Genomic DNA, 20,273 nt, shown 5'->3' with positions numbered 1-20,273 from the left:
TGGCGGCACCGGCAGCGATCAACTTCGCCGCCAACCTCATGATCAACGCGCAGGTCGCCGGGGGGAGGGGGAGGGGGGTGGGGGTTAGTTAGGGGAGGAGGGGGTGGCGGAGGACGTTTTCTTCGCGGCCCGGGCCCACGCCGACGACGCTGACGCGGGTGCCGCAGAGTTCCTCGATGCGGGCGATGTAGCGGCGCGCGTTCTCCGGGAGCTCGTCCTCGGTCCGCGCCTTGGTGATGTCCTCCCACCAGCCGTCGAGCTCCTCGTAGATCGGAGTCGCGTGGTGGAAGTCGGTCTGGGTCATCGGCATGTCGTCGAAGCGCTCGCCGTTGATCTCGTACCCGACGCAGATCGGCACCTTCGGCAGGCCGGTGAGCACGTCGAGCTTGGTGACCACCAGGTCGGTGACGCCGTTGAGTCGGCACGCGTACCGGGCGACGACGGCGTCGAACCAGCCGCAGCGGCGCTCCCGGCCGGTGGTGGTGCCGTACTCGTGGCCGATCTTGCGCAGGTGCTGGCCGTTGTCGTCGAAGAGCTCCGTCGGGAACGGCCCGCTGCCGACCCGCGTCGTGTACGCCTTGCTGACCGCGATCACCTTGCTGATCGCCGTCGGCGGGATGCCGGCGCCGACGCAGGCCCCGCCGGCCGTCGGGTTCGACGAGGTCACGAAGGGGTACGTGCCGTGGTCCATGTCGAGCATGGTGGCCTGGGCGCCCTCCAGCAGGACCGTCTCGCCGCGGTCCAGCGCGTCCCAGAGCATGACCCGGGTCTCGGCGATGTACGGCTTGAGCCGCTCCGCGTACCGCAGGTATTCCTCGACGGTCTCTTCGACGTCGATCGCCTTGCGGTTGTAGATCTTGAACAGGAGCTGGTTCTTCTCGCGCAGCGCCAGTTCCAGCTTCTTGCGCAGGATGCCCGGGTCGAGCAGGTCCTGCAGCCGGATGCCCATCCGGGCGACCTTGTCCCCGTACGCGGGGCCGATGCCCCGGCCGGTGGTGCCGATCCGGGAGCTGCCGAGGTAGCGCTCGACGACCCGGTCGAGGGCCCGGTGGTGCGGCATGATCAGGTGCGCGTCGCCGGAGATCCGCAGCCGGCTGACGTCGACCCCGCGCTCGGCGAGCCCGTCGATCTCGGCAAGCAGCACCTTCGGGTCGACCACCACGCCGTTGCCGATGACGATCATCGCGCTCGGTGAGAGCGCACCCGACGGCATCAGGTGCAGCGCGTACTTCTGGCCGTCGGGGGTGATCACCGTGTGGCCGGCGTTGTTGCCGCCGGAGTAGCGCACGACGTAGTCGACCCGCTCACCCAGCAGGTCGGTAACCTTGCCCTTGCCCTCGTCGCCCCACTGGGCACCGAGGAGCACGATCGCTGGCATCTTCTCGCCTCCAGAAGGCTCGGGTGCCAGGTGGCGACCGGTCAGCGAGCCCGGGGTGTCAGGCTAACAAGTAGTGGCGGCGCGGCCGGCAGGGGTCGCGTCGGGAGGCAGGAGGCCTTTCCGTGTACGACGTGGTGCTGCTCACCCTCGGCTCGGAGCGCGACGCGCCCGGCGGGGCCTGCGGCAGCGGCGGCTGCTGCGGCGCGGCGCCTCAGGAGGGGGCCGGCCCGGCCGACGCCTGCGCGACCGACGGCGCGACGGCCGACGCCTGCGCCCCCGCCGACGGCGCGACGGCCGACGGGCGCTGCGACACCCCCCGGGTGCCGGTGCTGGCCTGCGCGGACGCGCTCACCGCCCGGGGCGCCCGGGTCGAGGCGGTCACCGCCCGCTCGGACGCCGAGATCGACGAGGTGCTGGCCCGGTTCGACGGCCCGCCCCGCCCGGACGGCCTCACCTGGCCCGACCCGGACTCCAAGGCCCGGCTCGTGGTCGCCTCGGCCAGCGACGCCCAGCTGCGCGCCGTCGTGCGCCGGCTCGTCCGGCGGTACGCCCCACCGCCCAGCCGCCGCCCCGACGACCTGCCCGGCAACCGGACGGTGCCGGACCTGCCGCCGATCGGCGTACTCCCGCTCGATCCGGCGCGGAGCACGACGCACCGTGACCTGGCGGCGCAGCTCGGGCTGCCCCGCGACCCGGCTGCGGTGGCCGCCGCGGTGCTGGACGGCACGCCCCGCCGGCTCGACCTGCTGCGCAACGACGGTGGCTCGGTGACGCTGGACGGCGCGCTCCTCGGCGCGGCCGACGACAACGGGCGGCCGCTGCACTGGCGCGGTCGGGTGGAGGTGGACGACGCCGTGCTCTCGAACGGCGACGACCCGCTGCTGGCCTGCGCGATCGGTAACGCGGGCGGCTACGCCCGGCTCGACGACGTGGCCCTGCTCGGCAACCCCGACCCGACGGACGGGCTGGTCGAGGTGGCGGTGGCCGTTCCCGTGGTGACCCGCTCCGCGTTGGGCAGGAAGCGGGTGCGGCTGGAGGTACGACGCGCCCGAGGACGGGCCGTGGCCGTGCTGCCGCGCGAGGGGAAGGTCCCGTTCCTCGACGACGGGGCCGAGGGCGAGCTGAGCCGGAAGCGGTCCTGGTGGACCGAACCGGGCGCCTGGGCGGTCTGGGCGAGCTGACCTCGCCCGTCCCCGGCGCGGCCGACGCGACCGGCCCGCGACGGCCGGCCGGGCGCGGCCACTGGGCCTATCCTCGGCAGGAGGAATGGGGAGGAACCGTGGTGGACGAGAACGTCGACCGGGTCCACGCGCCCGGCCAGCAGCCCACGCCGGAGCGGGACATCGAACCACTCTGGCCGCCGGACCAGATCGGCGGCACCGACACACCGCCCTGGGCGTCGACCGCCTCGCCCTCGTCCTTCGTCCCGCCCCAGGGCCGGCCGGGGCACCCGCCCTCGCCGGCCGACTACCCGTCCCTGACCGGCGGGGTGCCGCTCCCCGGCGCGGGAACGACCGCACCGCAGGTCGCGGACACCGGCTGGTCGCCCCCGCCGGCCACGGCCTCGGGGCCCCCGCCGGGTGCGGTCACGGGAGCCGCACCGGCCACGGCCTCCGGGCCCCCACCGGCCGCGACCTCCGGCTGGGAGCCGGACGCCTCGGCCTGGGCGCCGCCGGCACCCGTCGCGCAGACCCCACCGGCCACCCCGAACGCCCCCACGAACCCGACCGTCCCGCCGGGCCCCGGCCCGGGCGCGGCCGGTCCGCCTGCCCCCAGCCCTGCCGGCGACCGCACGGCGGTCGGGCTGGGCGGCGGCCCGCCGTCAGCCGCCGGGGGCGGCGTACCCGCTCCCCGACCTCCGCAGACCGGCCCCGCCCGGGTCGACCTCGACATGCCCTTCAGCCTCGACCAGCCGGCAGCACCCGTTCCGGTCGCGTCCGCGCACTCCGTGGCCACCGCCCGGCGCGCCGCAGGTCCAGGCGAGCCCGCTGAGGGTTTCTCCGGGCGGCGGGAGGATGCCTCGGCTACCCCCGTGGCCGGCGCCTTTCCCGGTGGCCGGCCGTCGCCCCACGACCCGGCCGCCGGCCCGGGCGGACCGGTCGGGACCGGCGGCCCTGCCCCGACCGGCGACACCTCGACGGCCGACGGACCGACGACGGGCAGGCACGAGACCGGCGACCCGGCGAACGGCGGCCCGACGAACGGCGGGCACGAGACCGGACGTCAAACGAACGACGGCCCGACGACGGGCGGGCACGAGACCGGCGGCCCGACGAACGGCGGCCCGACGAACGGCAGTGCCGGCGGGACCGCGAACGGGGGTGCCGGCGGGACCGCGAACGGGGGTGCCGGCGGGACCGCGAACGGGGGTGCCGGCGGTTCCGCGAACGGGGGTGCCGGCGGCGCGGTGACGAGCGGCGGTCCGGCTCACGGCGGCGGGGCGCGGATGCCGGCGGAGTCGCCGTGGGCGCAGCCGCCGCAGCGACCCGCCGCGGCGGCCGTCGAGCCGGGGCCGGGGGCGGGCGCGTCCGACCCGGCGCCCACGCACCAGGGCGCCGTCCCCCGACAGGCCCTCCACCATCAGCAACCGCCCCTGCGGGTCCCGGCGGACCACGGCCCGATCCCGCAGGGCCCGGCCGCCCAGAGCCCGACCCCGCAGGGGGCGGCCGGGCAGAACCCGCCCCAGCAGGCACCGGCCCGGGCGGGTGCGCCCCAGGGCCCGATCCCGCAGGCCCAGGCTGGGCAGGGCGCGTCGGTCGGTCTCGGGCCCGACCCGGCGGCGCCCCAGCAGGGCTTCGCGCCCGACCCGGCGGCCCAGCAGGGCCTCGCGGCCGGTCCGGCGGCGCCCCAGCACGGCTTCGCGGCCGGTCCGGCGGCGTCGCAGCAGGGCCTCGGGGCCGGTCCGGGGGCGGCCCAGCAGGACTTCGGGGGCGACCCGGCGGCGTCGCAGCAGTCCGCGCCGCCCGGGCCCTATCCGCCGCAGCAGGGCGGCCCGTACCCGTCGCAGCAGGGCGGTCCGCCCGGGCCCTATCCGCCGCAGCAGGCCGGCCCGTACCTGCCGCAGCAGGGTGCGCCGCCCGGCCCGTACCCGCCCGGCTGGCATCCGCCGCCCTGGCAGCAGGCCGCGCCGGGGGCCGCCGCCCCGCAGCAGGCGTACCAACCGGCGGAGGGGGTCACCGCGGTGCCGCCGGCGCAGCCCGACCCGAACTGGCGCCCGGCGATCACCGATCCGCCGACGGCCGAGGACTTCGCCCGCCGCCGGCAGGTCCGGCCCGCCGACCCGGTGGCCACGATGGGCGTACGGGCGGTGGCCAACCGGATGGGGCTGCGCCTGCCGCCGGGGCGGCACGAGCAGGAGTTGCGGCGGGACATCGAGACGGTGCGCCGCAACTTCGGCGGGCTGCGCCAGGTGACCGTGGTGAACCCGAAGGGTGGCGCCGGCAAGACGGTGGCCATCCTGCTGCTGGCGATGACGTTCGGCCAGAAGCGCGGCGGCTACGTGCTGGCCTGGGACAACAACGAGACCCAGGGCACCCTCGGAATGCGCGCCCAGCAGGACTTCCACTCCCGTACGGTGCGGGACATGCTGCGCGACCTGGGCCAGTTCCAGGGCGCGCACGGGCGGGTGGGCGACCTGTCGCAGTACGTCCGCTCGCAGGGCGAGGGGATGTTCGACGTCCTCGCCTCGGACGAGTCGGCCACCGGGGGCGAGATGCTCACCGCCGCCGCCTTCGCCGAGATCCGCGAGGTGGTCAGCCGGTTCTACAAGCTGATCTTCGTGGACACGGGCAACAACGTCCGGGCCCAGAACTGGCAGGCCGCAATGGACGCCACCGACCAACTGGTGGTCACCATGTCGGCGCGGAACGACTCGGCGGAGACGGCCGCCCGGATGCTGGACCACCTGGAGCAGAGCGGCCGGCAGCGGCTGGTCCGGCAGGCGGTCACCGTGGTTTCCATGCCGCCGTCGCGCAAGGAGATCGACCTGCCCGCGATCCAGGAGCACTTCGCGGCCCGCACCCGGACGGTGCTGCTCGCGCCGTACGAGCGCCTCATCGACACGGGCGAGCCGATCCGGTACGGAGGGCTCTCCGCGGCCACCCGGGACGCGTGGCTGAAGATCGCCGCCTCCGTCGCGGAGGGGCTGTAGGGCGCCGCCGGTGCCCGCCGGGTGACGCCGCCCGGCGGGCCGGACGCGAGGGCTGAGACGAGCCGACGGCCGGGCCGGACGGGTGCCCGGCCGGCCGTCGGCTCGGACGTCAGTTGCTGGCCAGCGCGTCCGCGGCGGCCGGGTCGCAGTCGCGGAGGAACTGGGCGCAGCGGGCCGCCTCGTCCGCCTCGCCGATCTCGTCGGCGGCCCGGGAGAGCACGTAGAGGCAGCGCAGGAAGCCCTGGTTCGGCTCGTGGGACCACGGCACCGGACCGAATCCCTTCCAGCCGCTGCGGCGCAGCTGGTCCAGGCCCCGGTGGTAGCCGGTGCGCGCGTAGGCGTACGCCGGAATGACCTGGCCGGCGGCGAGAGCCCGCGCGGCCAGCGCACCCCAGCCGGCGCTGTAGGTCGGGAAGCGCGCCGCCACCTCGGCGTACGCCTCGTCGCTGCCGGCCTGCTCGGCGGCGGCCAGGGCGGCGTCGGCCTCGTCGTGCGCGGGGAGGAGAGTGGCCGGTGGTTCCGGCAACAGGTTCTGCATCGCCCCATTCAACCCGCTTCGCACCGGGGCGCGCGAGGGGGTTGGGCGAGCCGACTGGCTGAACGGCTGAGGAGTTGGTCACGCCTGCGGCCCATGCCCCCGGCCGATACTTTCGACTACAACTATTGGTCGGGAGCCTCCCCAGGACCCGGTACCGCGGAAGCCCGGTGGCCACGGCCGCCGGGCTTCCGTCGTTCCCGCGCAGGCCGGGGGCGCCGCACGGATCCACGATGCCGGTGTCGACGGCGAGCACCAGCGCGCCCCCACACACGCGGCGTCGGCGTCGGGTCGGGCGACTCGGGCCCGGTCGGCGGGGCGCGGAAGGGCTGCGCAGGTTTGGCCGGTTGACCCTGCGGGGCAGGATGGCCAGGGTGCCGACCCCACCTCCCGCGGACATCATCGAGCCGCACATCTGCACCGACGAGATCGAGACCCGCGCCGAGTTCGACCGGCGGCTGACCACCGGCAGCCTGGTCGGGCTGACCGTGCAGGGGCTGCGGCTCGACCTCGACCCCGTCCCCGACCTCACCGCCGTCGAGGTGACCGGCACCCTCTTCGTGGGGTGCCGCTTCGCCTCCCGCGAGGTCGGCGCCGACCTGGTCCGGCGCGGCGCGAACGTGGTGCCGCCATTCTCCGGGCTGCCCTATCCGACCCAGCCGTCCCACCTCTACACCCCGGAGGAGCTGGCCGCCGGCTTCGCCGAGGGCGGGTTCGCCGGGATGTACGACACCCGGGTCTACGAGCACTTCCGGGCGCACGGTGGGGCGCTGCCGGACGTCCGGGAGGCGCTCGGCCAGCGGCTGCACGACCACGGCGTGGACAACGCGCTGGCCGACGCCACGCGCGCCTGGCTGTCCACCCACGGGCCGCAGTCGGTGGTCGGCATCATGGGCGGGCACGCGGTGGCGCGCGGCAGCGCGCCGTACCGGATGGCGGCGGTGCTGGGCTGGGAGCTGGCCCGGGCCGACCGGCTGGTGGTGACCGGCGGCGGCCCCGGGGTGATGGAGGCCGCCAACCTCGGCGCCTACCTCGCGCTGCGGCCGGTCGAGGACCTGGACGCCGCGATCGAGCTGCTCGCCGGGGCGCCGGACTTCACCGACCACGACCGCTACACGGCGGCGGCGCTGCGGGTCCGGGAGCTCTACGGCCAGCCGGTGGTGCCGCCCCGGCCCCGGGCCGCCGATCCCGGCAGCGTGTCCCGCGCCGACTCGGCCGCGCTGGCCGGCGGCGACGTGGGCTGGGCCCGCGCCGGCGGGCTGGCCATCCCGACCTGGCTGTACGGGCACGAGCCGGCGAACCTCTTCGCCGGCCGGATCGCCAAGTACTTCTCCAACGCCATCCGGGAGGACACCATCCTGCGGCTGGCCCGCGGCGGGATCGTCTTCGCCCCGGGGCGGGCGGGCACGGTGCAGGAGGTGTTCCAGGCCGCCACCAAGACGTACTACGGCACCGACGGGGCCAGCGGCGCGTACGTCTTCCTGGACCGCGCGTACTGGACCGACGAGCTCCCGGTGGAGTCGCTGCTGCGGCCGCTGCTGGGCGCCTCGCCGTTCGGCGACCTGTCGGCCACCGTGCACCTCACCGACGACGTCCACGAGGCCGTCCGGGTGCTCACCGCGACGCCCTGACGGCTCCGGACACGCCGACGGCCGGCCCCCGCGCGGGGAGCCGGCCGTCGGCGGTACGCGTCAGCGCGTCACTTGGCCAGCGTGGTGCCGGTCGAGCGCAGGTGCTCGCAGGCCTCCGCGACGCGGGCGGCCATGCCGGCCTCGGCGGCCTTGCCCCAGACCCGCGGGTCGTAGAGCTTCTTGCTGCCGACCTCGCCGTCCACCTTGAGCACGCCGTCGTAGTTGCGGAACATGTGGTCCGCGACCGGCCGGGTGAAGGTGTACTGGGTGTCGGTGTCGATGTTCATCTTCACCACGCCGTAGTCCAGCGCCTCGCGGATCTCCGACAGCAGCGAGCCGGAACCGCCGTGGAAGACCAGGCTGAGCGGCTTCTCCTTGCCGTACTTGGCGCCGACCGCCTCCTGGATCTGGTTCAGGATCTCCGGGCGGAGCTTGACGTTGCCCGGCTTGTAGACGCCGTGCACGTTGCCGAAGGTCAGCGCCGCCATGTAGCGGCCCTTCTCGCCCAGGCCGAGCGCCTCGACCATGGCCAGGCCGTCCTCGACGGTGGTGTAGAGCTTGTCGTTGATGGCGTTCTCGACGCCGTCCTCCTCGCCGCCGACCACGCCGACCTCGATCTCGAGGACGATCTTGGCCTCGGCGGCCCGGTCGAGCAGCTCGGCCGCGATCTCCAGGTTCTCCGCCACCGGCACGGCCGAGCCGTCCCACATGTGCGACTGGAACAGCGGCTCCTGGCCGGCGGCCACCCGCTCCTTGGAGATCCGCATGAGCGGCCGGACGAACTTGTCCAGCTTCTCCTGCGGGCAGTGGTCGGTGTGCAGGGCGATGTTGACCGGGTACTTCTTGGCGACCTCGTGCGCGTACGCGGCGAACGCCACCGCGCCGGTGACCATGTCCTTCACGGAGGAGCCGGAGAGGTATTCCGCACCACCGGTCGAGACCTGGATGATGCCGTCGCTCTCCGCGTCGGCGAAGCCCTTGAGCGCCGCGTTCAGGGTCTGCGAGGACGTCACGTTGATCGCGGGGTACGCGTACCGGCCGGCCTTGGCGCGGTCCAGCATCTCCGCGTAGGTCTCGGGGGAAGCGATGGGCATGTCGAACGCTCCTTACTTACCGCTCTCGGCCGTCACCGGCCGCTGTTGTCCCTGGGTGCGCCGGACCGCGCTGTCCACCGTCGGCAGTATCCCGTAGAAGACCGGGGCGGGCACAACCGACCCGGGTACGCGCCCGGTCCCTGGCCACCGTCTCACCGCCCTTCCCACCTGTCGGGCACGACGACGCTGATCAGCCAGGTCGCCACGGCCATCACGATGGCGCCCCAGAACGCGGCCCAGAAACCGTCCACCTGGAACGGCAGGTCCAGCGCCCGGGCGATCCGGTCGGTCAGCAGGAACAGCAGGGCGTTGACCACCAGCGCGAAGAGGCCGAGGGTGAGCAGGTAGAAGACGCAGCCGAACACCCTGATCAGGGGCTTGAGCACCGCGTTCACCACGCCGAAGATCAGAGCCACGACGACGAGCGTGAGGGCGGTGGTGGTGCCGGACCGGCCGCTCACCTCCACCCCGGGCACGATCAGCGTGGTGATCCACAGCGCGACGGCGGTGATCGCCAACCGGATCAGGAAGCCCACGGCCCCATCCTGGCACCGGGGGCGACGGCCGGTGGGGCGATTCGGTCGACTCGGCTTCCGGGCGGCAGGCGGGCGCAGCCCGTACGGTGTGTGGGGAACTGTCCGCCGAGATCCCGGGAGGGACTGATATGGGTCAGCCCGAAGAGGACTTCGCACCCAGCGACCACCTCAGCCCCGAGGAGCGCGACATGGAGGCGGAGCCGGCCGACGCGGTCGAGCAGGCCACCGTGGTGGGCCCCGGCGAGGCCGACGCCGAGCCGCAGCGCGGCCTGGAGGTCGGCGACTGGGACGCGATGGAGCAGGCCCGGGTGGTCGCCGCCGACGAGGACGACTACCGCTGAGCCGGGCGCGGGCCGGACGCACCCTCGGTGGCGTCCGGCCCGCGCTCAGCGGGTGCGGTTGACCCGGTCCGGATGCTGCGCCGCCCACTGCGCCAACCGGTCCTCCCGCAACGCCGCGAGGAACGCCGGGGCTTCCTTCGGATCCGGTGGCAGCCGCCAGCCGAGGTCGTCCGGCGGCCCGACCGGGAGGCTGAGCCCGACCGGGTCGACGGACTTCAGATCCGCGAGCACCTTCAGCAGATCGACGACGGCCAGGCCCGCCACCAGTTCCGCGCCGACGGTGTCGACCAGGGCGGAGAGCCTGACCGGGTTGGTCAGCACCCCCTGTTCGCCGGCCCGGCGGATCAGCCCGGCGGCGAAGAGCTGCGCGTGCCGGTCCCGGTCGAGCCCGCCCTCGGGCAGTCCCCGCCGCTGCCGCAGCAGGTCGACCGAGGCGGCGCCGTCGAGTCGCTGGCAGCCGCTCGGGAAGACCCGCTCCGTGTGGGCGGAGCGCACCTCGCGCGGCAGGCAGACCTCCACACCGTCGACCTCGTCGGTGAGCCGGCGCAGCACCGGGTAGGTGAGCACCGCGCCGGCGTCCACGCGTACGCCGGTCAGGTCGGCGACCACCCGGCGGGTCAGCTCGTAGCCGCGCTTCAGGTCGGGCCGGGGCTCGCCGGCGCCGTACAGGAAGGCGGCGTTGAGCTTGTCGGGCCCGTGCCCGGGAATCGCCACCGCCAGGTCGCGGGGCAGCGAGACGAGGTACGGCCGGCTGCGGTCCGCCGGGATGTGCACCAGCAGGACGGAGTCCGCCAGCCGGTAGGGACGTTCCGCCGCACCGTCCACGCCGAGCAGCAGGACGTTCAGCGCGCCCGTCGACGCCGGCCCGGCGGGGTCGGCGAGCAGGGTGGCGTCCTCGGCGACCCGGTCGGGCGTGAGCTGCGGTACCCCGATCCCCAGCACGCCGAGCAGGGCCAGCGCGGCACCCCCGGCCCGCAGCCGCAGCCGGCGCCGGCGACGGGCGGCCGCGAGCCGGTCGATGGCGGACCGCAGCGGGCCGGCCGGCGGGGTCAGGGTCTCGTGCCGGGCGAAGGCGGCACGCAGGTCGTCCTCGATCACGATCGGGCCTCCACGTATTCGGCGCGCAGCGTGGCCAGGGCGCGGGAGATGGACGAGCGGACCGTCCCGACGGCGCAGCCGAGGATGTCGGCGATCTCCGCGTCGGGCAGGTCCTCGTAGTAGCGCAGCACCAGCGTGGCCCGTTGCCGGCGCGGCAGCCGGGACAGCCAGGACCAGACCTGGTCCCGCTCCACGGCGTGCTGGGCGTGGTCGGCCGGCACCGGCACCGCGTCGTCGGGCTCGGCGCGCAGCAGCACCCGGCGCATCCAGGAGCCTCGCCGCCAGTCGACGTACTGGTTGGTCAGCATCCGCCGGACGTAGCGCTCGGGCGAGTCGGCACGGGCCACCCGACGCCAGTTGAGCTGGACCCGGACCATGGTGTCCTGGACCAGGTCCTGCGCCTGGTGCGGGTCGCCGGTCAGCATGACCGCGTACCGCAGCAGCGCGGCCAGCCGTGAGTCGGCGAACTCCTCGTACGTCACTGCACCTCCCGGGCTCCTGCTCCTGATGACGGATGCGGACGCCCGGAACGTTGCGGCGATCCTGGTCAGCCGTTCGGTCGATGTTCGGTCGCCGGGGGCGGACCGGGCAGCGGCGTGTCTTAAGGAGTCCTTAGGATCCGCTGGCCACTCCTGGCATTCCCACGGGAGGAACCCCCCCACATGCTCAAGCACTCCACCCGGCGCTGGCTGGCCGGGCTGGGCGTCGCAGGCGCGCTCGTCGCCGCCTCCGCCTCCCCCGCCTCCGCCGCACCGGCCGAGGACCTTGATCTCTACGCGAACAACGTGATCGTCGCCCCCGGCGGCACGGAGAAGTGGGTCACCCTCTTCGCCCTCACCACCGAGCGGCCCGGCGACTACACGGTCAAGGTGGACCGGAGCAAGGTCGCCGGTTTCGCCGAGGTGCAGAACAGCGGGCCCGAGGACGCTTGCACCGAGTCCGGCGCGATCCTGACCTGCAAGGTCCAGGACGTCGACGACGACGGCTCGTACCTGAACATGGTCGAGCTGTACGTGCGCGCGAAGGACGGCGCCAAGCCGGACCAGAAGGGTGAACTGGAGTTCACCGTCACCTCCACCGACTCCGACTCGGCCAGCTTCCGCTCGACCGTCGCCGTCGGGGAGGGCGTGGATCTCGCCGCCGCCGAGTCCCTGGATCTGTCGGGTGCTCCCGGCGCCACGCTCAAGGCCCCGCTCAAGGTGGAGAACCGGGGCGAGACGGCCACCCGCGGCGCGGTGCTGTTCGTCTTCGGCGCCTACGGGCTCAGCCCCGCCAAGAAGTACGAGAACTGCGAGTACACCACCGGCGAGTTCGACGCCTACGCCTTCGCCTGCACGTTCGACACCGTCATCGAGCCGAACGAGGCCGCCCGGCTCGACCCCAGCTTCGGCTTCACCGTGCCGGCCGACACCTGGGCACCGAACACCTACGCCGGCGCCGCGATCTGGTTCACCCCGGCGGACTGGGAGGAGTTCAAGTCCCAGGTGGACGTGGCCGACGAACTCGGGCCGAAGGGCACCGACGGCAAGCTCGAACTCAAGTCCGGCGCCATGCGTCGTTCGGCGCAGACCGACGTCAACCCGTACGACAACGAGACCTGGATCCAGCTCCAGGTGACCGGCGACCAGCGAGCCGACGTGGCGGCGCTCGGGGCGAAGGTGGAGGCCGAGGTCGGCAAGACCGTCCCGGTGACGGTCGGTTACGTCAACAACGGCCCGGCCGCCGTCGGCACCGGCGGCAGCGAGGGGATCTGGGTCTCGACCACCGTCACGCTGCCGAAGGGCGTCACCGCGGTGCGCGCCCCGGAGACCTGCGTCAGCAACGGCAGCGGCGAGGGTGAGCCGGGCGAGCCCGGCGCCTCGGTCTACCGGTGTTTCCTGAACGGTCATCTCGGCAAGGGCAAGAAGGCGGAGTTCGATTTCGAGCTGCGCATCGACAAGGCCGGCAGCCACAGCGGTGAGGTCAAGCTGCGCACCGGCTACGACGAGTCCGTGGTCAAGGATCTCGACCCGACCAACGACGCCGCCAAGATCCTGGTGAACGCGACCGGCGGCCAGGGCGGCGGTGACGGTGACGGTGGCACCCTGCCGATCACCGGTGAGTCCACCGGCCTGATCGCCGGCATCGGCGCTCTGCTGCTCGTCGCCGGCGTCGGCGGCTACGTGGTGACCAAGCGCCGCAAGACCCGCTTCGTCGCCTGATCCACCCCGCACCACCGGTGCCCCGCCGACCACCCGGCCGGCGGGGCACCGCCACATCCAAGCCCCTCCAGACACCCACCCCAAGACGCCCACCCAACCGGCACGCGCCCCACCCAAGCCCCACCCCGACAGCACGGCGCGCCCCCACCGCCCGGGACCGACACGGCCGGGCGGACCGGAACCACGACGGGTTTCCGGGGGAGCCCCGCCCGCGCAGGGATCAAGCCTGACCGCCCGGAGCGGGCGGGGCTCCCCCGGAAACCCCACCCACGAACGAGCGAAAACGGGACGACGCAAGATCGACGCGGCTGAGACCATGGGCGCGTGCTGCTCACCCTGACCACCACGCACCGGCCGGCCACCGACCTCGGGCACCTCCTGGTCAAGCACCCCGACCGCGCGCACTCCTTCGACGTGCCGGTCGGCACCGCGCACGTCTTCTATCCGGAGGCGGGCGAGCAGCGGTGCACCGCCGCCCTGCTGCTCGACGTCGACCCGCTGCGGCTGGCGGGCGCGCGGGGCAAGGGCCGCGGCCGGCAGCAGGCCCCGACCCCGGACAGCTTCACCCTCGGGCGGTACGTCAACGACCGGCCCTACGCGGCGTCCAGCCTGCTCTCCTCCGCGCTGTCCAAGGTGTACCGCTCGGCCCTGCGCGGCGAGTCCCGCGAGCGCCCCGAGCTGGCCCGTACGCCGATCCCGCTTCAGGTGCGGGTGCCGGTGCTGCGCTGCCGGGGCGGCGCGGACGTGGCGGTCCGGATGTTCGGCCCGCTCGGCTGGGCGGTCACCGCCGCCCCGATCCCGCTCGACGAGCGGCACCCGGAGTGGGGCGACAGCCGGTACGTCGACCTGACGCTGACCGGCACGCTGCGCGTCGCCGACGCGCTCAACCACCTCTACGTCCTGCTTCCGGTGCTCGACGACGCGAAGCACTACTGGGTCGCGCCGGACGAGGTCGACAAGCTGCTCCGGGCCGGCGAGGGCTGGCTGGCCGACCATCCGGAGCGTGACGTGATCACCCGCCGCTACCTGGCGCACCGGCGGGCGCTGGCCGGGCTGGCCCTGACGCGCCTGGCCGAGCGACACCCGACCGACGAGCCGGCCGCCGACGGCACGACCGCGGACGAGGCGACCGGGGAGGGCACGACCACGGACGAGGCGACCGGGGAGGGCGGGCAGGTCACGGCCCGCCGGGCGTCACTGGCCGCGCGCCGGCGGGAGGCGGTGCTCGGCGCGCTGGTCGAGGCGGGTGCGAGCCGGGTGCTGGACCTCGGCTGCGGCGGTGGCGCCCTGCTCGCCGCGCTGGTCGGCGACCGCCGGTTCACCGAGATCGTCGGCACCGACGTGTCCACGCACGCGCTGACCCTGGCCGCGCGGCGGCTGCGGCTGGACCGGCTGCCCGAGCGGCAGCGGGACCGCATCCGGCTCTGGCAGTCCGCGCTGTCCTACCGGGACGACCGGCTGCGCGGGTACGACGCGGCGGTGCTGATGGAGGTGATCGAGCACGTCGACCCGCCCCGGCTGCCGGCCCTGGAGGACGCCGTGCTCGGTCACGCCCGGCCGGCCACCGTCGTGGTGACCACGCCGAACGTCGAGTACAACGTCCGCTACGAGGGACTGCCCGCCGGGCGGTTCCGGCACACCGACCACCGCTTCGAGTGGACCCGCGCGGAGTTCGCCGCCTGGGTCGACCGGGTGTCCACCACGTACGGCTACACCGCCGCGATCGGCGGGATCGGCGACGACGATCCCGAGGTCGGCGCCCCCACCCAGCTCGTCGTGCTGACCCGGAAGGAGAACCCGTGACCACCCTCGACATCCCCGAGCTGGCTCTGGTCGCACTCGTCGGCGTCTCCGGCTCCGGCAAGTCCACCTTCGCACGCCGGCACTTCGCGCCCAGCCAGGTGCTCTCCTCGGACGCGTTCCGGGCGATGGTCGCCGACGACGAGAACGACCAGTCCGCCTCCGCCGACGCTTTCGACGCCCTGCACCACGTCGCCGCCACACGGCTGCGCCGGGGCCGGCTCACGGTGGTCGACGCGACCAACCTCCAGCCGCACGCCCGGGCCGCCCTGGTGCGGGTGGCCCGCGAGCACGACGTGCTGCCGGTGGCCGTCGTGCTGGACGTGCCCGAGGCGCTGGCCTGGGAACGCACCGAGGGCCGCGCCGACCGCACCTTCGGCCGGCAGGTGCTCGCCCGGATGCAGCGCGACCTGCGCCGGTCGTACGGGCAGCTGGCCCGGGAGGGCTTCCGCAAGGTGCACGTGCTGCGCGGCGTCGAGGAGATCGAGGCCGCGGAGATCCGCTACGAGAAGCTGTTCAACGACCGGCGCGAGCTGACCGGGCCGTTCGACATCGTCGGCGACGTGCACGGCTGCCGCGCCGAGTTGGAGGCGCTGCTCGTCCGCCTCGGCTGGGAGCTGCGCCGCGACGAGCGGGGCCGGCCGGTGGACGCGACGCACCCGTCGGGGCGTACCGCCGTCTTCGTCGGTGACCTGGTGGACCGCGGCCCGGACTCCCCCGGCGTGCTCCGCCTGGTGATGGGCATGGTCGCCGCCGGGCACGCGATCTGCGTGCCCGGCAACCACGAGCAGAAGCTGCTGCGCCGGCTGCGCGGCCGAGAGGTGCGGCTCACCCACGGGCTGGCCGAGACGATGGAGCAGCTGGCGGCGGAGCCGGACGCCTTCGTGGCCGAGGTGGCGACCTTCATCGACGGCCTGGTCAGCCACTTCGTGCTGGACGGCGGCCGACTGGTGGTCGCGCACGCCGGGCTGAAGGAGGCCTACCAGGGCCGTGCCTCGGGCCGGGTGCGCTCGTTCGCGCTCTACGGCGAGACCACCGGCGAGACCGACGAGTACGGGCTGCCGGTGCGCTACCCGTGGGCGCGGGAGTACCGGGGTTCGGCGATGGTGGTCTACGGGCACACCCCCGCCGCCGTGCCGGAGTGGGTGAACAACACCATCTGCGTCGACACCGGCTGCGTCTTCGGCGGCCGGCTCACCGCGCTGCGCTACCCCGAGAAGGACCTGGTGTCGGTGCCGGCGGAGCGGGAGTGGTACGCCCCGGTCCGGCCGCTGGCCGCCGCTCCCGCCCGGCCGGACCAGGTGCTGGAACTGACCGACGTGACCGGCCGGCGGCACATCGAGCACGCGTACGGGTCGCTGACCGTGCCGGCGGAGAACGCCGCCGCCGCGCTGGAGGTGATGAGCCGCTTCGCGGTCGACCCGCGCTGGCTGGCCTGGCTCCCGCCGACGATGGCGCCCTGCTCGACGGCCACGGCGGGCGGCTTCCTGGAGCACCCGGCGCAGGCGTTCGCCGACTACCGCGCGGCGGGCGTGGACCGGGTGGTTTGCGAGGAGAAGCACATGGGCTCGCGGGCGGTGGTGCTCGTCTGCCGGGAGCCCGACGGCGGGCCGTTCGGTCCGGGCGGCGGGGTGGTGCACACCCGCACCGGCCGGCCGTTCTTCGGCGCGCCGCTCGACACGGAACTGCTCGACCGGGTGCGTGCGGCGGTCGGCGGGGCGGGGCTCTGGGACGAGCTGGGGACCGACTGGCTGCTGCTCGACTGCGAGCTGCTGCCCTGGTCGGCCAAGGCGGGTGGGCTGATCCGCGAGCAGTACGCCGGAGTCGGCGCCGCCGGCCGGGCCGCGCTCCCGGCGGCGCTGGCCGCGCTGGAGGCCGCGGCCGGTCGGGGCCTGCCGGTGGACGCGCTGCGCGACCGGACGGCCCGGCGCCGGGACGAGATCCTGGCCTACTCGGACGCCTACCGGGCGTACGTGGGGCCGACCGACGGGCTGCGCGGGGTGACCCTGGCCCCGTTCGCGGTGCTGGCCGGCGCGAAGGCCAGCTACGCCGACCGGGACCACGGCTGGCACCTCGGGCTGGCCGACCGGCTCTGCGCCGCCGACCCGGAGTTCTTCACGCCGACCCGTCGCCAGGTCGTCGACCTGGCCGATCCGGCCGCCGAGGCGGCGGCCACCCAGTGGTGGCTGGCGCTGACGGCGGTCGGGGGCGAGGGCATGGTCGTGAAGCCGTACGCCGGCCCGGCCGCCCGGACCGAGCGGGGCTCGCTGCTCCAGCCGGGCATCAAGTGCCGGGGCCGGGAGTACCTGCGGATCATCTACGGCCCGGGGTACGACGAGCCGGAGCAGCTCGCCGCGCTGCGTCGCCGGTCGCTGGGGCGCAAGCGGGGGCTGGCACTGCGCGAGCACGGGCTGGGGCTGGCGGCGCTGGACGCGCTGGTCGCGGGTGCTCCGCTGTGGCGCCGGCACGAGCTGGTCTTCGCGATCCTGGCCTGCGAGTCCGAGCCGGTCGACCCCCGGCTGTGACACCCGGCGACGGGTGACGGCGAGCAACGGGTGACGAGCGCTGCGGGCGACCCGCCGCCCAGCACGCCGGCCCCGGCGAGCCGGCTGGCCGACGCCGAGGGCACCGTGGGCGGCGCGGTGCAGACGCTCGTCGTCGCACCCCGCTGAGGCGGCCCGGCAGGGCACCGGTGTGACGTCGAGCACCGGCACGACGGGCAGCCACCTAGACTACGGACGATCCGTCACCGACCGGCATACATCGGAGGTCGCCTCGTGCCGACGCCCACCACCACCCTGGCCCTGGGGCCGAGCTGGCTCGATCCAGAGGTGTTGATCTCGACGTTCGGGCTGATCGGCATCCTGGTGATCGTCTTCGCCGAGTCCGGCCTGCTGATCGGGTTCTTCCTGCCGGGCGACTCGCTGCTGTTCACGGCGGGGCTGCTCACGGCGGACGGGAAGTACATCACCTACCCGCTGTGGCTGGTCTGCCTGCTCATCACCATCGCGGCGATCGCCGGCGACCAGGTCGGGTACGCGTTCGGCCGCAAGGTCGGCCCGGCGCTGTTCCGCCGGCCGAACTCGAGGCTGTTCAAGCAGGAGAACGTGCTCAAGGCGCACGAGTTCTTCGAGAAGTACGGCGCGCGCTCCATCGTGCTGGCCCGCTTCGTGCCGATCGTGCGGACGTTCACGCCGATCGTCGCCGGGGTCAGCCGGATGAACTACCGCACGTTCGTGATCTACAACGTGATCGGCGGCGTGCTCTGGGGCACGGGCGTGACCGTGCTCGGCTACTTCCTCGGCCAGATCCCGTTCGTCAAGGCGAACATCGAGATGATCCTGATCGGCATCGTGCTGATCTCGGTCATCCCGATCGCCGTCGAACTGCTCCGGGCGTGGATGGCCGCCAGGCGTGGCACCACTCCGCAGGAGCGGGCCGCCGCCGAGGAGGCGATCCGGGAGACCCGCGAGCACTACGGCAAGCACTGACCGACCGGCCGTCCGGCGCCGTCCCCGGTCGGGGATGGCACCGGACGATCGGTGAAGGTCAGCGCGCCTTCTTGGTGGCGCGCTTGCGCGGCGGGGTCAGCAGATCGGCGATCGTGGCGATCGCCGTCGGCACCAGCCGGTAGTAGGCCCAGACACCGCGCTTCTCCCGCTCCAGCAAGCCGGCCTCGGTGAGGATACGCAGGTGGTGACTGACCGTCGGCTGCGAGAGGCCGAGGGGTGCGGTCAGGTCGCACACGCACGCCTCGCCCTCGGGCGCCGACTGGATCAGGCTGAGCAGCCGGAGTCGAGCGGGGTCGGCGAGGGCCTTGAGGACCCCCGCGAGACGCTCGGCATCGGCACGTTCGATCGGCTCGCCGGCAAGCGGCGAGATCTGAGGCATAGTCATTTCAGCCAACGCAGTTCCCACGTATTCCATCCTTCCACCAGCAGCATCGATCCGCCTGCATATCGGCGGATCCGAATCGGCAGACTTTTACGCCACAAGGCCGAGGTCAGCCAACGTATAGGCCGCCCGATACGGCAGTCCGGCGGCTCGTACGGCGTCGCCGGCGCCTCGATCAACAATAACCGCCACACCCACGATCTCGGCCCCTACCTCGCGAAGGGCCTCGACCGCCGTCAACACACTTCCCCCGGTGGTCGAGGTGTCCTCCACCGCCAACACCCGCCGGCCGGTCACGTCCGGCCCTTCGATCCGACGCTGGAGCCCGTGCGTCTTGCCTGTCTTGCGAACCACGAACGCGTCCAGCGGGCGGCCTGTCCCGGACGCGGCGTGCACCATCGACAGCGCCACCGGATCGGCGCCGAGGGTCAACCCGCCCACCGCTTCGTATTCCCAGTCGGCCGTCAGGTCACGCATCACGCGCCCCACCAACGGAGCGGCCTCGTGATGGAGCGTGACGCGACGTAGATCGACGTACCAGTCGGCCTCGCGACCTGAGGAGAGCACCACCCGGCCGTGGACCACCGCCAGGTCAGTGATGAATTTACGCAGGTCGTCGTGGTCCCCCATGCCGATAGAGGGTACTGCTCAAGTCTGGGAGTCGTGTGTGGGGTCCACCCGGATCAGCCCTGGGGACGACCGACGGGTGGCGATGCCTGGCTACGCTGAGCGACCGTTCAGCCGGGCAAAGCGGGCAATCGACGAGGGTCGACGGGGCGGACCGGCCCCGATCGGGCACTCAGCCCGCGTCGCGGCCGATCCGGCCCCGGGTGTCCCGGGACACCCGCTCCAGCAGCCGCCGGGGCGCGTGCCGCAGGCCCGCCACGGCGAGCTTGTACTTCCAGGCGGGAACGCTGACCAGCTTGCCTTTCCGCAGGTCACGCAGGGCCTCGTCGACCACGTCATCGGCCCGCAGCCACATCCACTCCGGCGTCTTCGACATGTTGATGCCGGCGCGCTCGTGGAACTCCGTACGGGTGTAGCCGGGGCAGAGCGCCATCACGCGTACGCCGAAGGGCCGGGCGGACTGGCCGACGGACTCGCTGAAGTTGGTGACCCACGCCTTGCTGGCGGAGTATGTCGATCCCGGCATGACCGCGCCGAACCCCGCAACCGAAGAGACATTTATCACTGCCCCGGAGCGCCGCTCGGTCATCGGACGCAGGGCGGCGAGGGTCAGCCGCATCACGGCGTGCACGTTGAGCCGCAGCAGCCGCGCCTCGTCGTCGGCGGACGACCGCAGGAACGGGGTGTTCAGGCTGATCCCGGCGTTGTTGACGAGCAACTCGACCGGCGACCCCTCGGCCAGCCGCCGCTCCACCGTCGCGCAACCGTCGTCGGTGGACAGGTCGGCCGGGAGCGTCTCGACCTCCCGGCCGTGCCGCCCAATCAGCTCGGCGGCCGTCGCGGCCAGCCGGGCCGCGTCCCGGGCCACCAGCACCAGGTGCCAGCCGTCGGCGGCCAGCCGGCGGGCGAAGGCGGCGCCGATGCCGGCGGTCGCACCGGTGATGAGGGCCCGCCGCTCGCTGGTCGACTGGTCGAGCGTCACGGGCGG

At 74.0% G+C, this 20,273-nt stretch carries 17 protein-coding genes; 8 read left to right on the top strand and 9 right to left on the bottom strand.

Annotated elements, in window-relative coordinates:
• Window positions 1-88: 88 nt before the first annotated feature.
• Complete coding sequence (locus AB0G08_RS04250; protein ID WP_358082831.1) at window positions 89-1,378, bottom strand: adenylosuccinate synthase; 1,290 nt, start codon at window positions 1,376-1,378, stop codon at window positions 89-91.
• 122 nt (window positions 1,379-1,500) lie between these two features.
• On the opposite strand from AB0G08_RS04250, the gene AB0G08_RS04245 reads away from it, so the two are divergent.
• Window positions 1,501-2,559 (top strand): hypothetical protein, encoded by a 1,059-nt coding sequence (locus AB0G08_RS04245; RefSeq protein ID WP_358082828.1) that lies wholly within the window; start codon window positions 1,501-1,503, stop codon window positions 2,557-2,559.
• 851 nt (window positions 2,560-3,410) lie between these two features.
• Complete coding sequence (locus tag AB0G08_RS04240; protein ID WP_358082933.1) at window positions 3,411-5,528, top strand: chromosome partitioning protein; 2,118 nt, start codon at window positions 3,411-3,413, stop codon at window positions 5,526-5,528.
• Between the two features lie 109 nt (window positions 5,529-5,637).
• Here AB0G08_RS04240 and AB0G08_RS04235 read toward each other — a convergent pair whose 3' ends face one another.
• On the bottom strand, window positions 5,638-6,066 hold the full coding sequence (locus tag AB0G08_RS04235; protein ID WP_357869887.1) for a DUF3151 domain-containing protein: 429 nt from the start codon (window positions 6,064-6,066) through the stop codon (window positions 5,638-5,640).
• Window positions 6,067-6,428: 362 nt separating this feature from the next.
• On the opposite strand from AB0G08_RS04235, the gene AB0G08_RS04230 reads away from it, so the two are divergent.
• Window positions 6,429-7,694 (top strand): hypothetical protein, encoded by a 1,266-nt coding sequence (locus tag AB0G08_RS04230; protein WP_358082825.1) that lies wholly within the window; start codon window positions 6,429-6,431, stop codon window positions 7,692-7,694.
• A 68-nt stretch (window positions 7,695-7,762) separates the two neighbouring features.
• Here AB0G08_RS04230 and fbaA read toward each other — a convergent pair whose 3' ends face one another.
• Window positions 7,763-8,788, bottom strand: a complete 1,026-nt coding sequence (gene fbaA / locus AB0G08_RS04225; protein ID WP_357869893.1) for a class II fructose-bisphosphate aldolase — start codon at window positions 8,786-8,788, stop codon at window positions 7,763-7,765.
• 152 nt (window positions 8,789-8,940) lie between these two features.
• Complete coding sequence (locus AB0G08_RS04220; protein WP_357869896.1) at window positions 8,941-9,324, bottom strand: phage holin family protein; 384 nt, start codon at window positions 9,322-9,324, stop codon at window positions 8,941-8,943.
• Between the two features lie 128 nt (window positions 9,325-9,452).
• Between AB0G08_RS04220 and AB0G08_RS04215 the strand changes: the two genes are divergently transcribed.
• Entirely contained in the window at window positions 9,453-9,665 is a 213-nt protein-coding gene (locus tag AB0G08_RS04215; protein WP_357869898.1) for a hypothetical protein, read from the top strand.
• Between the two features lie 45 nt (window positions 9,666-9,710).
• Here AB0G08_RS04215 and AB0G08_RS04210 read toward each other — a convergent pair whose 3' ends face one another.
• Together AB0G08_RS04210 and AB0G08_RS04205 are read right to left on the bottom strand one after the other, a co-directional pair.
• Window positions 9,711-10,763 carry an LCP family protein gene (locus AB0G08_RS04210; protein ID WP_358082823.1) on the bottom strand — a complete coding sequence of 351 codons (1,053 nt, stop codon included), beginning with the start codon at window positions 10,761-10,763 and terminating at the stop codon, window positions 9,711-9,713.
• The gene (locus AB0G08_RS04205; RefSeq protein WP_132235206.1) at window positions 10,760-11,245 is read right to left on the bottom strand and encodes a SigE family RNA polymerase sigma factor; all 486 of its coding nucleotides are present in this window, start codon (window positions 11,243-11,245) and stop codon (window positions 10,760-10,762) included. Before AB0G08_RS04205 ends, AB0G08_RS04210 begins: the two co-directional genes overlap by 4 nt.
• Window positions 11,246-11,425: 180 nt before the next feature.
• Here AB0G08_RS04205 and AB0G08_RS04200 point away from each other — a divergent pair, with 180 nt between their 5' ends.
• The 4 genes from AB0G08_RS04200 to AB0G08_RS04185 all read left to right on the top strand — a co-directional run bounded on the left by AB0G08_RS04200 (window position 11,426) and on the right by AB0G08_RS04185 (window position 18,255).
• The gene (locus AB0G08_RS04200; RefSeq protein ID WP_358082819.1) at window positions 11,426-12,964 is read left to right on the top strand and encodes an LPXTG cell wall anchor domain-containing protein; all 1,539 of its coding nucleotides are present in this window, start codon (window positions 11,426-11,428) and stop codon (window positions 12,962-12,964) included.
• A gap of 324 nt (window positions 12,965-13,288) precedes the next feature.
• Window positions 13,289-14,767, top strand: a complete 1,479-nt coding sequence (locus AB0G08_RS04195; protein WP_358082816.1) for a 3' terminal RNA ribose 2'-O-methyltransferase Hen1 — start codon at window positions 13,289-13,291, stop codon at window positions 14,765-14,767.
• On the top strand, window positions 14,764-17,289 hold the full coding sequence (locus AB0G08_RS04190) for a polynucleotide kinase-phosphatase (RefSeq protein WP_358082813.1): 2,526 nt from the start codon (window positions 14,764-14,766) through the stop codon (window positions 17,287-17,289). Before AB0G08_RS04195 ends, AB0G08_RS04190 begins: the two co-directional genes overlap by 4 nt.
• Window positions 17,290-17,541: 252 nt before the next feature.
• Window positions 17,542-18,255: a VTT domain-containing protein gene (locus AB0G08_RS04185; protein ID WP_334604555.1), complete on the top strand. Its 714-nt coding sequence runs from the start codon at window positions 17,542-17,544 to the stop codon at window positions 18,253-18,255.
• 58 nt (window positions 18,256-18,313) lie between these two features.
• Here the strand turns inward: AB0G08_RS04185 and AB0G08_RS04180 are convergent, their stop codons facing one another.
• The 3 genes from AB0G08_RS04180 to AB0G08_RS04170 form a co-directional block, all read right to left on the bottom strand.
• Window positions 18,314-18,691 carry a metalloregulator ArsR/SmtB family transcription factor gene (locus AB0G08_RS04180; RefSeq protein ID WP_007073957.1) on the bottom strand — a complete coding sequence of 126 codons (378 nt, stop codon included), beginning with the start codon at window positions 18,689-18,691 and terminating at the stop codon, window positions 18,314-18,316.
• 57 nt (window positions 18,692-18,748) lie between these two features.
• On the bottom strand, window positions 18,749-19,288 hold the full coding sequence (locus AB0G08_RS04175) for an orotate phosphoribosyltransferase (protein WP_358082810.1): 540 nt from the start codon (window positions 19,286-19,288) through the stop codon (window positions 18,749-18,751).
• A 169-nt stretch (window positions 19,289-19,457) separates the two neighbouring features.
• The gene (locus AB0G08_RS04170) at window positions 19,458-20,267 is read right to left on the bottom strand and encodes an SDR family oxidoreductase (RefSeq protein WP_358082807.1); all 810 of its coding nucleotides are present in this window, start codon (window positions 20,265-20,267) and stop codon (window positions 19,458-19,460) included.
• Window positions 20,268-20,273 lie beyond the last annotated feature (6 nt).

The organism is Micromonospora sp. NPDC023644, assembly GCF_040640115.1.
Classification (GTDB): Bacteria; Actinomycetota; Actinomycetes; order Mycobacteriales; family Micromonosporaceae; genus Micromonospora.
Note: the sequence above shows the minus strand (reverse complement) of the source record. Positions and strands in the feature narration are given on the sequence as shown.